This is a genomic window from Streptomyces albospinus (genome assembly GCF_014648695.1).
Lineage (GTDB): Bacteria > Actinomycetota > Actinomycetes > Streptomycetales > Streptomycetaceae > Streptomyces > Streptomyces albospinus.
In genome coordinates this window covers 15,630-30,721 of sequence record NZ_BMRP01000033.1, presented here as the reverse complement: position 1 = coordinate 30,721, position 15,092 = coordinate 15,630, and the positions used below count along the sequence as shown (strand labels likewise).

Here is a 15,092-nt window from a genome sequence, read left to right as displayed (position 1 = left end):
GGGCAGCAGGCAGGCGCCGCAGGGCGCCGCCCCCACCGCGTCAGCTGTGCGTACGCAGCAGCGTCCGCATCGTCCGCATCGCCACGGACAGGTTCGCCAGGTCGAAGCCCTCCGACCCGTAGATCTCCTCCAGCGTGGCGCGGGCCCGGGTCAGGATCGCCACGTTCGCCTCCTCCCACGCCTTGAACCGCTCCTGCGGCGTCGCCGAGCCGTTGCCCACCGACAGCACGTCCGCGGTGAGCGCCGCGTGCGCCGCGAAGAGGTCCTCGCGGATCGAGGCGCGGGCCATCGACTGCCAGCGGTCGTTGCGCGGCAACTCCAGGATGCGGTCGAGGAGTTGGTTGATCCGCAGCCGGTCACCCAGGTCGTAGTAGACCTCGGCGACGGCCAGCGGCTCCTTGCCCGTGCGGTCCGCGATGGCGACGATGTCCAGCGCCGGGAAGACCGAGGAGAAGCCGGACACCTGGACGGCCAGCTGCTCGGGCACGCCCGCGTCGGTCAGCTCCTCCTGGATCGTGCGGTACCACTCCAGGTCGCCGCCCTGCATCAGCTTCGGCAGCTCCGCCCAGACCTGCGCCACCCGCTCCGCGAAGAAGTCGATGGTCCCGGACAGCTCCAGCGGCTGCGGGCGGTTGTTGAGCAGCCAGCGGGTGCCGCGCTCGACCAGCCGGCGCGAGTGCAGCCGGATCCGGGTCTGCACCTCGGCGGCGACGACGTTGTCCAGCGCCTCGACGTCGTCCCAGACCTGGTTGAGCCGGAAGATCGCACGGGCCGCGGTGTGCGCCCGGACGACCTCTTCCAGGGACGCGCCGGTCTCCTCCCGCATCCGGTGCAGGAAGCTCGTACCGCCGGTGTTGACGGTGTCGTTGACCAGCACCGTCGTCACGATCTCGCGGCGCAGCGCATGCCCGTCGACCTGCTCGGTGAAGTCCTCCCGCAGCGCCGTCGGGAAGTACGCGTGCAGCAGCCGCCGGAGGTAGGGGTCGTCCGGCAGCGGCGTCTGGATCAGCGCATCGGCGACCGTGATCTTGGTGTACGCCAGCAGGACCGCGGTCTCCGGCTGGGTCAGACCGCGCCCGGCGCCCAGCCGCTCGCGGATCTGCCGGTCGGTGGGCAGGAACTCCAGCGCCCGGTCCAGATGGCCGTCGCGCACCAGGCGGCGCAGGAAGCGCTGCTGGGCGTGGAGCATGCTGGAGGACTGGGCGATGGCCAGCGCCAGCGCGGTGTTCTGCGCGTAGTTGTTGCGGAGCACCAGCGCGCCGACCTCGTCGGTCATCTCCGCGAGCAGCTTGTTGCGCTGCTTGACCGTCATGTCGCCGTCGGCGACGACGGAGTTCAGCAGGATCTTGATGTTGACTTCGTGGTCGCTGGTGTCCACACCGGCGCTGTTGTCGATCGCGTCGGTGTTGATCTTCCCGCCGGCCGCGGCGAACTCGATCCGGCCCAGCTGGGTCAGCCCGAGGTTGCCGCCCTCGCCGACGACCTTGACCCGCAGGTCCTCGCCGTTGACCCGGATCGCGTCGTTGGACTTGTCGCCGACATCGGCGTGCGTCTCGGTCGAGGACTTCACGTACGTGCCGATGCCGCCGTTCCACAGCAGGTCGACCGGCGCCTTGAGGATCGCCTGCATGAGGTCGGCCGGCGTCATCTTCTTCACGCCGGAGTCGATGCCGAGCGCGGCCCGCACCTGGGCGTTGATCGGGACGGACTTCGCCGAGCGCGGGTGGATGCCGCCGCCCTGGGAGAGCAGCTCGGTGTTGTAGTCCGCCCACGAGGAGCGCGGCAGCTCGAAGAGCCGGCGGCGCTCGGCGTACGAGGTCGCCGCGTCGGGCTTCGGGTCGATGAAGATGTGCCGGTGGTCGAAGGCGGCGACCAGCTGGATGTGCTCGCTGAGCAGCATGCCGTTGCCGAAGACGTCACCGGACATGTCGCCGACGCCGACGACGGTGAAGTCCTGGGTCTGGGTGTCGTGGCCCAGCTCTCGGAAGTGCCGCTCGACCGACTCCCAGGCGCCGCGGGCGGTGATGCCCATGCCCTTGTGGTCGTAGCCGGCGCTGCCGCCGGAGGCGAACGCGTCGCCCAGCCAGAAGCCGTAGGACTCGGCGACCTCGTTGGCGATGTCGGAGAAGGTCGCGGTGCCCTTGTCGGCGGCGACGACCAGGTAGGTGTCGTCCTCGTCGTGCCGGACCACGCCCTTGGGCGGGACGACCTCGCCGCCGACCAGGTTGTCGGTGATGTCCAGCAGACCCGAGATGAAGGTCTTGTAGCAGGCGATGCCCTCGGCCAGCCACGCGTCCCGGTCCTGCGCCGGGTCCGGCAGCTGCTTGCCGACGAAGCCGCCCTTCGCGCCGACCGGCACGATGACGGTGTTCTTGACCATCTGCGCCTTGACCAGGCCGAGGATCTCCGTACGGAAGTCCTCCCGGCGGTCCGACCAGCGCAGACCGCCGCGCGCGACCTTGCCGAACCGCAGGTGGACGCCCTCGACCCGGGGGGAGTACACCCAGATCTCGTACGCCGGACGCGGCGCCGGCAGGTCCGGCATGGCCTGCGGGTCCAGCTTCACGGACAGGTACGCGTGCGGCTTGCCCGCGCTGTCCTTCTGGTAGTGGTTGGTGCGCAGCGTCGCCTTGATGACGGTCAGGAAGGAGCGCAGGATGCGGTCCTCGTCCAGGGAGGCGACCTGGTCGAGCGCGCCCTCCAGCTCCTCCAGCAGCCCGTCGATCAGCTCGGTGCCGGCCCTCTGCCGCTCCGGCGACATCCGCGCCTCGAAGAGCGAGACCAGCAGCCGGGTGGTGTGGACGTTGTTGGAGAGGGTGTCCTCCATGTACGTCTGGCTGAAGGTCGAGCCGGCCTGCCGCAGGTACTTGGCGTACGCCCGCAGCACCATCGCCTGGCGCCAGTTGAGGCCGGCGCGCAGCACCAGCTTGTTGAAGTTGTCGCTCTCGGCGGCGCCGGTCCACACCGCCGTGAACGCCTCCTGGAAGCGCTCGCGGGCGTCGTCACCGGAGACGTGCTCGGGCATCCGCAGCCCGAAGTCGTAGATCCAGGCGAGGGGCGAGTCGGCGCAGCGCAGCTCGTGCGGGCGCTCGTCGACGACCTCGACGCCCAGGCGGTTGAGGCCGGGCAGCACCTTCGACAGCGAGACCGGCTCGCCCCGGCGGTAGATCTTGAAGCGGCGCTCACCGGGGCCGGCGTTGACCGGTTCGTAGAGGCTGACCGCGAAGTCGCGGCCGGGCTCCTCGGTGAGCTTCTCCAGGTGCTGGAGGTCGGCGACCGCGCTGCGCGGGTTGTTGTCGGCCTTGTAGCCCTCGGGGAAGGCATGGCCGTAGCGGCGCAGCAGCTCGGCGGCGCGCTCCTCGCCGACCTCCGCGGTCAGCGCCTCGGCGAAGCCGTCGGCCCAGGACCGGGCGGCCTCCACCAGCCGCGCCTCGATGCGGTCCACGCCGCCGTCGGTGAGGTCGGGCAGGGCGGCGCCGGGCTTGACCCGGATGACGAAGTGCAGCCGGGAGAGGACCGACTCGGTGTTCCAGGCGGTGAAGTCGACGCTGGTGCCGCCCAGTTCCTCCTTGAGGATGTCGATCAGCCGCAGCCGGACGGCGGTGGTGTACCGGTCCCGGGGGAGGTAGACCAGCGCGGAGTAGTAGCGGCCGTACTCGTCCTGGCGGAGGTAGAGCCGCAGCCGGCGGCGCTCTTGGAGGTAGAGCACGCTGGTGGCGATGGCGCGCAGCTGGTCGACCGGGGTCTGGAACAGCTCGTCGCGCGGGTAGGTCTCCAGGATCTGGAGCAGGTCGCGGCCGTCGTGGCTGTTCGGGCTGAAGCCGGCCTCTTCGAGGACCTCGGCGACCTTGCGGCGGATGACCGGCACCCGGCGGACGGACTCGGTGTACGCGGCCGAGGAGAACAGGCCCAGGAAGCGCCGCTCCCCGATGACGTTGCCGTCCTTGTCGAACTTCTTCACCCCGACGTAGTCGAGGTAGGAGGGGCGGTGGACGGTGGCGCGGCTGTTGGCCTTGGTCAGGATGAGCAGCTTGTGCTCACGGGCCTTGGCGCGGGCGTCCGCGGGCAGCCGGTTGAAGGACGGCGAGACGGGGTGGCCGGCGTCGCTCTCCCGGTGCGGCGGGTCGGAGCGCAGGATGCCCAGGCCGGTGCCCGGTACGGCCGTGAGGACGTCCTCCTCGACGCCGCCCTCACCGGGCGCGGAGGCGAGCTCGTACTCGCGGTACCCCAGGAACGTGAAGTGGTCGTCGGACAGCCACCGCAGCAGCTCCCGGGCCTCCTCGATCTCGTCGTCCCGCAGGTCGTCGGCGACCGGCTCCGCGGGCAGCTGCTCGGAGAGGCGCAGCGCGGTGGCGCGCATCTTGTCCCAGTCCTCGACGGCCTCCCGGACGTCGGACAGCACCCGGAGCAGGTCGGCGGTGATCTGCTTGAGGTCTTCCCGGTCGGTCTCGCGGTCGATCTCGACGTGGATCCAGGACTCGGTCACCGCGTCGTGCGGCAGCTCGGCGGCCCTGCCGGTCCCGTTCACGCCGTAGGTGTCGCCGTTGGCGGCCAGGATCTCGATCAGCTTGCCGGCGACGTCGCGGCGGACGATCACCTGCGGGTGGATCACGACATGGATGCCGCGCCCCTGCCGCGAGAGCTCGTTGGTGACCGAGTCGACCAGGAACGGCATGTCGTCGGTGACCACCTCGACGACGGAGTGGCTGCACGTCCAGCCGTTCTCCTCGACGGTCGGGGTGTGCACCCGCACATTCGCCGTTCCCTGGGGGCGGTTTTCGGCCAGGCGGTAGTGGGAGAGCGCGGCGCCGAAGACGTCTACCGGGTCGCGGTAGGCGAGGTCCTCGGGGGCGGTGTGCAGGTAGTAGCGCTGGAGGTATCCCGTGAGGGTCTCCGGGTCGAGCCCGCGTACCGGGGACGCGCCCCCGGCCGGGGTGCTCTCACTGACCCGGGCGGCCCTCGCGAGCAGCTCGTTCTTGGCTTCGTCCAGCTTGGTCTGCATGTCCTCTGGCTCCTGTCGCGCGCCGTTGCGTGACGTTGTGGAAATACGTGGGAATAGCTGCGGAAGCTGCACAATGCCGCTGCGACGCGGGGTGTCCTGTCACTGCCGACGCTGTGCCGCGATATGAGAAGGCCGTGCCGCGATCGACGATTTTCGACGATGCCGACGTGGATTGACGGCCGCAACGACCAGCGATCGCCCGGTCACGATGGTGCCCCGGGCGCACGGCGGGGGCCATGACGCCCCCGCGGGTTATCGCGCTGATCACGGTGCAAGGCTATCGCTCCCGGCACAGGTCCCGTCATGGGCCGTGTCCGTACAAAACATCAGCCCTAACTTAGACCTACTGGACAATGCCCAGCCGGGGTGGAGTATGCCTGCGGGAGAGCCGCTAGGAGGCGGTGCCTCCTGCCAGGTCTCCCGCGACCTGCACCGCCTCGGCGAGACTGTCCACCACCGGCACCCCGGCAGCCGCCAGACTGCTCCGGCTGTGCGACCCGCCCGTGTACAGCACCGCGTACGCGCCCGCGTCGCGCGCCGCCACCGCATCGTCGGCAGCGTCCCCGATCACCACCGTACGCCCCGGATCCACACCGTCCATCGCCGCCAGGTGCCGCACCATGTGCGCGCTCTTCGAGCCGCCGGACGGCCCCGTCCGGCCCTCGACCCGCACGAACCACGAGGCGATCCCCATGCCGCGCACCAGGGGTATCAGCTCGTCGTGCCCGAACATGCTGAGGATCGACTGGCTCCGCCCGGCCGCCTGCCACCCCTCCAGCAGCAGCTCCGCGCCCTCGGCGAGCCCGCACCCCACCCGGTGCTCGGCGTAGTGGCGGTGGAAGGTCTCGTCCATCACCAGCCACTCGGCCTCGGTCGGCAGCCGCCCCATCAGCCGCTCGTAGAACCGCGGCACCGGTACGCAGTACAGCTCCCGGTACCGCTCCAGCGTGATCGGCTCCAGGCCGATCTCCGCGAAGGCGGAATTGGTCGCCGCGATCACCGCGTCGATGTCGTGGAACAGCGTGCCGTTCCAGTCCCACACGATGTGTGCCGCGGGCTTCCTCATGCCGTTCCCCTGGTCTTTCCCCCGTGCGCTTCCCATGCGAAAAACCGTACCCGCCGCCACTGACAACGCAGCGGGACGGGCCGCTCACCCGCAGCGAGCGCTCAGCCGATCAGCTGCGGGATCTCCTGCACCCCGAACCACATCAGGTCGTGGTCCTCCGCGCCGTCCACCGTGAACTGCGCGTCGTCGTCGCCGAGGTCGGCCGCCCCCAGCGCCGCCGCAGCCGCCGCCACGTCCGTCTCCGCTTCCGCCGCGTCCACATGCACCGCCGCCGCCTTCGCCAGCGGCACCGGCCCGGCGACCCGCACCTCGCCCAGCGACGACTGGTCCAGCCCCCGGTCCGGATCCGCGACGGCCGCGCCCTCGGCGACGTCCACCGCCACCACCACACGGCGCCGCGCGGTCTCCGGACGGCCGGCCAGCAGCCGCAGCGACGCCTGCGCCGCGCGGTTGAGCGCCGCGTACTCCAGCTCCTCGATGTCGTCCGAGACGTACCACTCGCGCAGCGCGGGCGTGACGGCGTACGCATACAGCGGGCCGGACCCCAGCTCACCGCTCTCGTGCGCCGCAGCGAGCCCGGAAAGTGTCAGGGGGACATAGACACGCATAACAGCCGCTCCCGCTAGATCCAGAACAATGCCCCGTCAGCATACGGCGGCGAGTCCCCCATCGTGCCGCCCCCGCATCCCCCGCGCCGGCCGCCCGGCACGCCCCCGCCGCCCCCGTCCCGCCGCCTCGTCCCGGGCCTCTGACACGGACAGGTGAAATCCCCGCAGCGGCTCCCCGCCCGCGGAGCGCCTTGCCGCCGCCGCACCCCGCCGACAAGATCCTCCACCGAAGCTACCGCCCAGTAATCCACCCGATCCCGGCATGAGGGGGCACCCATGAGCGACACGACCAGGACCACCGGCACGACGGACCATACGGACACGACGGACATCATGAGCACGGCGGGAACGAGGGGGACGGCGGAAACGGCGCGCACGGCGGGTGCAGGCGTCACCGCCGTCGCGGCCGACGCCCCGGCCGTCCCCCGGCCCCGCCGCTCGCCCACCGACAGCGGCTCCGCCGCCCGGCCCGCCGCCGCAGCCCCCGGGCCGCGCACCGCTCCCGCACACCGCCGCGGCACCCGCCGCCCCTCCGGCCCCGCGGGCCGCGGCCCCGGATCGGCCGGCAATCGGGGCCCCACCCGCACCCCGTACCTGACCCGCACCGGCACCGGCACCGCGCAGCGCCGCCCGGCCACCCCGGCCGGCGCCACCGGCACCCCGCTCCCCGCCCCGGACACCCCGCTTCCCACCCCCGGTGCCCGGCGCCGCGCCCACGAGCGCCGCCCCCACCGCTGGTTCGCCCACCAGCTGCTGCTCACCCTCAGCGGCCAGCGCCCGGTGCACGTCCTCCTCGGGCACGCGCTGCCCGCCGCCTACGACCGGCTGGCGGAGCTCGCCCCGCTGTCGCCGCTGCGCCCGTACCTCGCGCCGGGCCGCCGCGCCCCCGTACCGACGCTGCACGAATGCGGGCTGTGCCGTCCCTGCGACGGCGTCATCGAGGCGTTCGCCCGGATCGCCACCGGCGCGCGCCTGAGGGCCCTCGCCTTCCGCCTGGAACTCGGCGCCGACGCCCGCTGGCGCTGCGCCGCCCTCGACATCGGCCCGGCCCCGGCCACCGGCGCCCCGGCCCCTTAGCGCGGCGCCACGGGCCCCGCGCAACGCGAAGGGCGCTCGGCCGGTTTCCCCGGCCGGAGCGCCCTCCACTCTGCTAACGCGGTGCGCCGCTCACTTCTTGCGGCGCCGCCCGCCGCCCTTCTGGGCCTTGCGCCGCTCCGCGCGGGTCAGGCCGTCCGCCTCGGAACGGGCCGGGCCGTCGGCCTCGTCGTCGCTGACGAAGTCGCCCTCGATGACGCTGCCGTCGCCGTCGACCTTCGGCGCGGTGAAGTGCAGCCGGTCGGGGCGCTGCGGCGCCTCCAGGCCCTTGGCGTGGATCTCCGGACGGCCGGCGCCCGCGGGGACGGCCTCGGCCATGTCCCGCTCCAGGGAGGCCGGCTCCGCCGCGTCCGCCACCGGGACCTCCTCGACCTGCTGCTCCACCTGGACCTCCAGGTTGAACAGGTAGCCGACGGACTCCTCCTTGATGCCCTCCATCATGGCGGTGAACATGTCGAAGCCCTCGCGCTGGTACTCGACCAGCGGATCCTTCTGGGCCATCGCGCGCAGGCCGATGCCCTCCTGGAGGTAGTCCATCTCGTAGAGGTGCTCACGCCACTTGCGGTCCAGGACGGACAGCACGACCCGGCGCTCCAGCTCCCGCATGACCTCCGAGCCGAGCTGCTCCTCACGGGCGGCGTACTGCTCGTGGACGTCGTCCTTGGCGGCGTCGGCGATGAACTCGGCGGTGATGCCCGCGCGGTCGCCGACCTCCTCCTCCAGCTCCTCGATGGTCACCTTGACCGGGTAGAGCTGCTTGAACGCGCCCCACAGGCGGTCCAGGTCCCACTCCTCGGCGAAGCCCTCGACGGTCTCCGCCTGGATGTAGGCGTCGATCGTGTCGTCCATGAAGTGCTTGACCTGCTCCTGGAGGTCCTCGCCCTCCAGGACGCGGCGCCGCTCGCCGTAGATGACCTCGCGCTGGCGGTTGAGGACCTCGTCGTACTTGAGGACGTTCTTCCGCGTCTCGAAGTTCTGCTGCTCGACCTGCGACTGGGCGGAGGCGATCGCCCGGGTCACCATCTTGTTCTCGATCGGGACGTCGTCGGGAACGTTGGCCATCGCCATGACGCGCTCGACCATCTGCGCCTTGAACAGCCGCATCAGGTCATCGCCCAGCGAGAGGTAGAACCGCGACTCGCCGGGGTCGCCCTGGCGGCCGGAGCGACCGCGGAGCTGGTTGTCGATACGCCGCGACTCGTGCCGCTCGGTGCCGAGGACGTAGAGCCCGCCGAGCTCCTTGACCTCCTCGAACTCCGCCTTCACGGCCGCCTCGGCGCGCTCCAGCGCGGCCGGCAGCGCCGCCGCCCACTCCTCCACGTGCTCGACCGGGTCCAGCCCCATCTGCCGGAGCTCCGCCTCGGCGAGGGTGTCGGGGTTGCCACCGAGCTTGATGTCCGTACCGCGGCCGGCCATGTTCGTGGCGACCGTCACCGCGCCCTTGCGGCCCGCCTGGGCGATGATCGTCGCCTCCCGGTCGTGCTGCTTGGCGTTGAGCACCTCATGGGCGATGCCGCGCTTGTTGAGCTGCTGCGAGAGGTACTCGGACTTCTCGACGGAGGTCGTGCCGACGAGGATCGGCTGACCCTTCTCGTGCTTCTCGGCGATGTCCTCGACGACCGCGTCGAACTTCGCCGGCTCGGTGCGGTAGATCAGGTCGGCCTGGTCCTTGCGGACCATGGGCCGGTTCGTCGGGATCGGGACGACGCCGAGCTTGTAGATCTGGTGGAACTCGGCGGCCTCGGTCATGGCCGTACCGGTCATGCCGGAGAGCTTGTCGTAGAGGCGGAAGAAGTTCTGGAGGGTGATCGTGGCGAGCGTCTGGTTCTCGTCCTTGATCTCCACCCCTTCCTTCGCCTCGATGGCCTGGTGCATGCCCTCGTTGTAGCGGCGGCCGGCGAGGATACGGCCGGTGTGCTCGTCGACGATCATGACTTCGCCGTCGATGACGACGTAGTCCTTGTCGACCTTGAACAGCTCCTTGGCCTTGATCGCGTTGTTGAGGTACCCGACGAGCGGGGTGTTGACCGACTCGTACAGGTTGTCGATGCCCAGCCAGTCCTCGACCTTGCCGACACCGGACTCGTGGATGCCGACGGTGCGCTTCTTCTCGTCGACGTCGTAGTCGCCGGTCTCCTCGATACCGCGCTGCGGGTTGGCCGCCTCGCCCCGCTTCAGGCGCTGCACCAACTTGGCGAAATCCCCGTACCACTTGGTGGCGGAGTCCGCCGGGCCGGAGATGATCAGCGGCGTACGGGCCTCGTCGACGAGGATCGAGTCGACCTCGTCCACAATCGCGAAGTTGTGGCCGCGCTGGACCAGTTCGTCCTGCGACCACGCCATGTTGTCGCGCAGGTAGTCGAAGCCGAATTCGTTGTTCGTGCCGTACGTGATGTCGCAGCCGTACTGCTCGCGGCGCTGGGCCGGCGTCATGTCGGCGAGGATGCAACCGACGCTCAGGCCCAGGAATTTGTGGACCCGGCCCATCATTTCGGAGTCGCGCTCGGCCAGGTAGTCGTTGACCGTGATCAGGTGGACGCCCTTGCCGGACAGGGCGTTCAGATACGCCGGGAGGGTACCCACCAGGGTCTTGCCCTCACCGGTCTTCATCTCCGCGACATAGCCGAGGTGAAGGGCTGCGCCACCCATCAACTGGACGTCGTAGTGCCGCTGGCCGAGCACCCGCTTGGCGGCCTCGCGGACCGTGGCGAACGCCTCGGGCAGCAGGTCGTCCAGGCTCTCGCCGTCCGCGTAGCGCTCCTTGTACTCGTCGGTGAGCGCCCGCAGCTCGGCGTCGGAGAGGGCCGCGAAGTCCTCTTCGATGGAGTTGACCTGGCCCGCGATGCGGTGCAGCTTGCGCAGGATCTTTCCTTCGCCTGCACGCATGATCTTCGTCAAGACGGACACTTGGGCTGGTCTCCTTGCCGGTCGGGCCTGCACGGTCGAGTGCGCGGGCGCGGCATATTTCCAAGGGGGCAGGCCCCGCCGCAACGGCCATCGTAAAGGAGGACGCCGTCCGGCCGGGAGGTCCGCCGCAGCCAAGCCCGCCGACCCCTTGCCACGTCAACGCACGAGGCCGCGAGAAGGTGCCGGGAAAGTTCCCGGAAAGCCACCGGGAAGGTACCGCGAAGGTGCCCGGAATCACGGCGAAAACGGTTCGCGGCGCCACCCGCGGCCCCGCAGACTCGCTTCATGAAGCCCGTCAGCCTCCGCACCGAGCGCCTCCTGCTGCGCCCGTTCGAGCCCTCCGACGCCGCCGCCGTGCACACCGCCTGCCAGGATCCCGAGATCCCCCGCTGGACGAGCGTCTCCGCCCCGTACAGCCGTGCGGACGCGGAGCGGTTCGTCGGCACGGTCGCCCCCGAGGGCTGGCGCGACGACACCACCTACACCTTCGCGGTCGTCACCCGGGCCGACGGTTCCCTGGTCGGCTCCATGGGGCTGGTCCGGCTCGCGCAGCTGCGCACCCCCGAGCGGCAGGCCGAGCTCGGCTACTGGACGGCCAAGGAGCACCGCGGCAGGGGCTACACCGCCGAGGCGGCCCGCGCGGTGCTGCGCTGGGCGTTCCGCGACCTCGGGGTGGAGCGGATGGAATGGCTCGCCGAGGCCGGCAACGAAGGCTCCTGGGCGGTCGCCCGCAAGGTCGGCTTCCAGAGGGAGGGCACCCTGCGCGCCAAGCTGGTGGGCGGAGGCACCCGCCGAGACCTGTGGATCGGCTCCCTGCTCCCGTCCGACCTGCCCGCGCCGTCCGGCGCGGAGGGCACACCGGCCGCCGACCGCACGCCCTACCTCCCGCACCACGGCTGACCAGCGGAGAGACGCACACCGGGCGGCATTGTCAGTGCCCGCCCCTACCCTTTCCGGCATGACCGCAGTAACGCAGCGACAGCCGCTGCCACCCCCTGTGACCACCCTGTCCGCCGACGACGCCCGGCGGGCGGCGCTGCGTGCGCAGGGCCTGCTGGGCGCCCCGGACCGCCGGGCGGGCGTGCGCGGGGTACTGCGGCATCTGGGCGCGGTCCAGCTCGACACGATCTCGGTGCTGGCCCGCTCCCATGAGCTGGTGCCCTACGCCCGTCTCGGCCCGGTCGGCCGCCCCGCCGTCGACGCCGCCTACTGGACGGCCGCCTCCGGTGCCGGCGCCCCCGCAGGACCGCACAGCTTCGAGTACTGGTCGCACGCCGCCTGCATCCTGCCCATCGAGGAGTGGCCGCACTTCGCCTTCCGTCGCCGGGCCTTCCGCGCCCGGGGCCACCGCTGGCACATCATGAAGGACTCCGCGCGCTCCTGCGCCGCCGTCCTGGACCGCCTCAAGGCCGACGGCCCGCTGACCACCTCCGAACTGGGCGGCGGCCGGAAGGGCGGAGAGTGGTGGGACTGGTCCGAGACCAAGATCGCCGTCGAGTGGCTGCTGGACACCGGCGAGGTGGTCTGCACGGAGCGCCGCGGCTGGAAGCGGGTCTACGACCTCGCCGAGCGCGCCGTCCCCGACGCACTGCTCCATGACGACCTGGACGACACCGCGTGCATACGGCGCCTGGTCGCCCAGGCGGGCGCCGCGATGGGCGTGGCCACCCGCGCCGACCTCGCCGACTACCACCGCCTCAAGGGCGAGCAGGTGGACGCCGTCGTCGAGGACTCGGGGCTGGTGCCGGTGGCGGTCGAGGGCTGGGCGAAGCCCGCCTGGGCGGATCCGGCGGCGCTGGCCACCCCGCCCCGGGGCCGGCACCGCACCACCCTGCTCTCCCCCTTCGACTCCCTCGTCTGGGACCGGCCCCGGACGGAGCGGATCTTCGGGTTCACCCACCGCCTGGAGGCATACGTCCCCAAGCCCAAGCGGATACACGGCTATTTCGCGATGCCCCTGCTGGCCGGCGGCAAGCTGCTGGGCCGCGTCGACCCGGCCCGCGAGGGCACCGTCCTGGTCGCCCGCCAGCTGTCGATGCAGGGCGCCAAGGCCGTACGCCCGATGGCCCAGGCGCTCCGGGAAGCCGCACGCTGGGTGGGCTGCGACGCCGTACGAGTCGACCGCTGCGACGACCCCCGCCTGGCCGCCGCCCTGCGCACCGAACTCACCCGCGCCACTGAGGAGGCACCCACGGCCTGACGAATGCCCGGAAGAATGCGGCGGCTCCCGGGGGCGCGCAAGGCCCCCGGACCGCACCCCTCACCGGCTCACCGGATTTCGAGGATCTTCTCCCGCATCGCATAGACCACGGCTTCCATGCGGGAATGCAGCTGCAACTTCTCCAGGATGTTGCGCACATGGTTCTTCACGGTGTTCTCGGAGATGAACAACTCCTTGGCGATATCGCGGTTGTTCATGCCCGTGGCGACGAGTTTGAGGACCTCCAGCTCGCGGTCGGTGAGCCGGGGCGCGGGCACCAGCCTGCGCTCGTCGGTGCGCTGGATCATCGACTTGAACTCCGTCAGGAGCTTGGACGCCATCGACGGGCTGATCTGCGACTGCCCGTCCGCGACGGCCCGGATCGCGGTCGCCACCTCGTCGGTGGAGATCTCCTTGAGGAGGTAACCGGTGGCGCCGGCCTTGATCGCGTCGTAGAGATCCGCCTCTTCGTCGCTGATCGTCAGCATGATGATCTTCGCGCTGGGGGCCACCTCCTTGATGGAGGTACACGCCTCGATCCCGCCGCGCTTGGGCATCCGCACGTCCATCAGCACGATGTCGGGCAGCAGGTCGGCGGCCTTGTCGACCGCCTCCGCGCCGTCTCCCGCCTCGCCGACGACCTGGATGTCCTCCTCCTGCGCCAGAACGATCTCCAGGCCCCGGCGGAAAAGTGCATGATCATCCACCACCAGGACCCGGATCGGCTCCTTGCGCGGCACCCGCGCGGCACCGTCCCCGTCAGGGCCCCCCGCACCACTGACGTCATCGTCCGCGTCACCACGCACGGGCCCGAAACCTTCCCCCACTGTTCCTCCCCGTCAACTACTCGGCCGAAGGGCCAGAGCTTGGATATAAGGCTGGTTGACAACAGCCCTTTGCGGCCGGCCCGATCAATGCCATACGACGGTCTCCCCGGCATGTCGCCGTTTCGTGCCCACATACTCCCCGGCTGGCACAAACACTATACGGCTTCAACTCCTGCCCGCCGCAGGCACGATGGTGCCCCCGGCGTGCGCCGGGGGCACCGAACGGGTGGGGGTCAGCCGCCCAGCGCGCCGCCTGCGCCGCCGGGCGATTCCTCTCCGAACGCATCGGAATTCAGGTGGATGACGCCGTAGTCGTACGCGTGCCGCCGATAGACGACACTCGGCTGCTTGGTCTCGGCGTCGATGAAGAGATAGAAGTCGTGTCCCACCAACTCCATCTCGTAGAGCGCCTGGTCAAGCGCCATCGGTGCGGCCGAGTGGGTCTTCTCCCGGACGACCACCGGACCTTCGCCCTGGATCTCCAGCGATCCCATGCGGGTGGTCGGCACCTTGTCCCGCTCCACGGCTTCCTCCGCGGCTGTCAGGCCATGGCCGTTCAGCCGTGCCGCGTCGGGGACGGTGATCGCGACCGCGCTCGCCGGGATACGGCCGTTGCCACGGCGCGAATGACGCTTGTCGTGCTGCTTCCGCAGGCGCGCCTCCAGTTTGGCGGTTGCCAGATCCAGAGCGGCGTACGGATCGGCTGCGGCAGCCTCGGCCCGGACCACCGGGCCACGGGAGCGGAGCGTGATCTCCACTCGGTCGGAACGGTCGGCCTGCCGCGGGTTGGTCTCCTTGGACACCTCGACGTCCAGGCTGATCACCTTGCCGTCGAGCTTCTGGACTTTGTCCAGCTTCAGCTTCTCGGCCACGTGCTTGCGGAACCGCTCGGGCACCTCGGTCTTGCGGCCCTTGACGACGATGTCCACGCAGAACTCCGTTCCCGGATCGCTCCGCTCAGCAGGCGGAGCAACTCCTTCTTGCACCAGGCTCCGGTGAGTGCCGGAGCCTCGGACTGGCGACTTTCACCTCCTCCTCCCCCAGGGACAAGCTCTCCACTCCCCTGATTTCAGGATTGCTGCAAAAACCCCGAAACGCACGCATCACGACATCCGAGGCAAAGCGTCCACCAAGTCCTCACAACCGAACATAGCTCTACTGGACGGGTGTCGGCACCCCCTCGCAGCGACCAGCTCCGTTTGAGTGAGAATCGGCGCTCATTACCAGCAACGTTCCTTCCCCCCGGCCGGTTCCAGTTGATCCGGCGGGCGAGCAGCGTCCAGAGACCCACCATGTGGGGTGGCCCGGACCGCCTCCGGAGGCGGTCCGAACGCCCCGGGGAGGGTGTCCGTACCGACCGGTGCCCGGCTGCCCGCCGGTGCTCAGC

Annotated in this window: 9 protein-coding genes; 3 read left to right on the top strand and 6 right to left on the bottom strand. The window is 70.7% G+C overall.

Features of this window, described 5'->3' with window-relative positions:
- Window positions 1–40: 40 nt before the first annotated feature.
- The 3 genes from IEZ17_RS31105 to IEZ17_RS31095 all read right to left on the bottom strand — a co-directional run bounded on the left by IEZ17_RS31105 (window position 41) and on the right by IEZ17_RS31095 (window position 6,676).
- A complete protein-coding gene (locus IEZ17_RS31105) occupies window positions 41–5,002 on the bottom strand; it encodes an NAD-glutamate dehydrogenase (RefSeq protein ID WP_189306007.1) in 4,962 nt (1,653 codons plus the stop codon).
- A 391-nt stretch (window positions 5,003–5,393) separates the two neighbouring features.
- Complete coding sequence (locus tag IEZ17_RS31100) at window positions 5,394–6,068, bottom strand: HAD family hydrolase (RefSeq protein ID WP_189306005.1); 675 nt, start codon at window positions 6,066–6,068, stop codon at window positions 5,394–5,396.
- Between the two features lie 101 nt (window positions 6,069–6,169).
- Entirely contained in the window at window positions 6,170–6,676 is a 507-nt protein-coding gene (locus IEZ17_RS31095) for a DUF6912 family protein (RefSeq protein ID WP_189306003.1), read from the bottom strand.
- Window positions 6,677–6,952: 276 nt separating this feature from the next.
- Between IEZ17_RS31095 and IEZ17_RS43140 the strand changes: the two genes are divergently transcribed.
- On the top strand, window positions 6,953–7,753 hold the full coding sequence (locus tag IEZ17_RS43140) for an Rv3235 family protein (RefSeq protein ID WP_229852827.1): 801 nt from the start codon (window positions 6,953–6,955) through the stop codon (window positions 7,751–7,753).
- A 90-nt stretch (window positions 7,754–7,843) separates the two neighbouring features.
- Here the strand turns inward: IEZ17_RS43140 and secA are convergent, their stop codons facing one another.
- Window positions 7,844–10,678 carry a preprotein translocase subunit SecA gene (secA, locus tag IEZ17_RS31085; protein WP_189306001.1) on the bottom strand — a complete coding sequence of 945 codons (2,835 nt, stop codon included), beginning with the start codon at window positions 10,676–10,678 and terminating at the stop codon, window positions 7,844–7,846.
- Between the two features lie 285 nt (window positions 10,679–10,963).
- Between secA and IEZ17_RS31080 the strand changes: the two genes are divergently transcribed.
- Together IEZ17_RS31080 and IEZ17_RS31075 are read left to right on the top strand one after the other, a co-directional pair.
- Entirely contained in the window at window positions 10,964–11,578 is a 615-nt protein-coding gene (locus IEZ17_RS31080; protein WP_189305999.1) for a GNAT family N-acetyltransferase, read from the top strand.
- 58 nt (window positions 11,579–11,636) lie between these two features.
- Entirely contained in the window at window positions 11,637–12,878 is a 1,242-nt protein-coding gene (locus IEZ17_RS31075; protein ID WP_189305996.1) for a winged helix-turn-helix domain-containing protein, read from the top strand.
- Between the two features lie 68 nt (window positions 12,879–12,946).
- On the opposite strand, the gene IEZ17_RS31070 is transcribed toward IEZ17_RS31075, so the two are convergent.
- Together IEZ17_RS31070 and hpf are read right to left on the bottom strand one after the other, a co-directional pair.
- On the bottom strand, window positions 12,947–13,705 hold the full coding sequence (locus IEZ17_RS31070) for a response regulator (protein ID WP_189305994.1): 759 nt from the start codon (window positions 13,703–13,705) through the stop codon (window positions 12,947–12,949).
- A gap of 233 nt (window positions 13,706–13,938) precedes the next feature.
- Window positions 13,939–14,634 (bottom strand): ribosome hibernation-promoting factor, HPF/YfiA family, encoded by a 696-nt coding sequence (gene hpf / locus IEZ17_RS31065; RefSeq protein WP_189305993.1) that lies wholly within the window; start codon window positions 14,632–14,634, stop codon window positions 13,939–13,941.
- Between the last annotated feature and the right edge of the window lie 458 nt (window positions 14,635–15,092).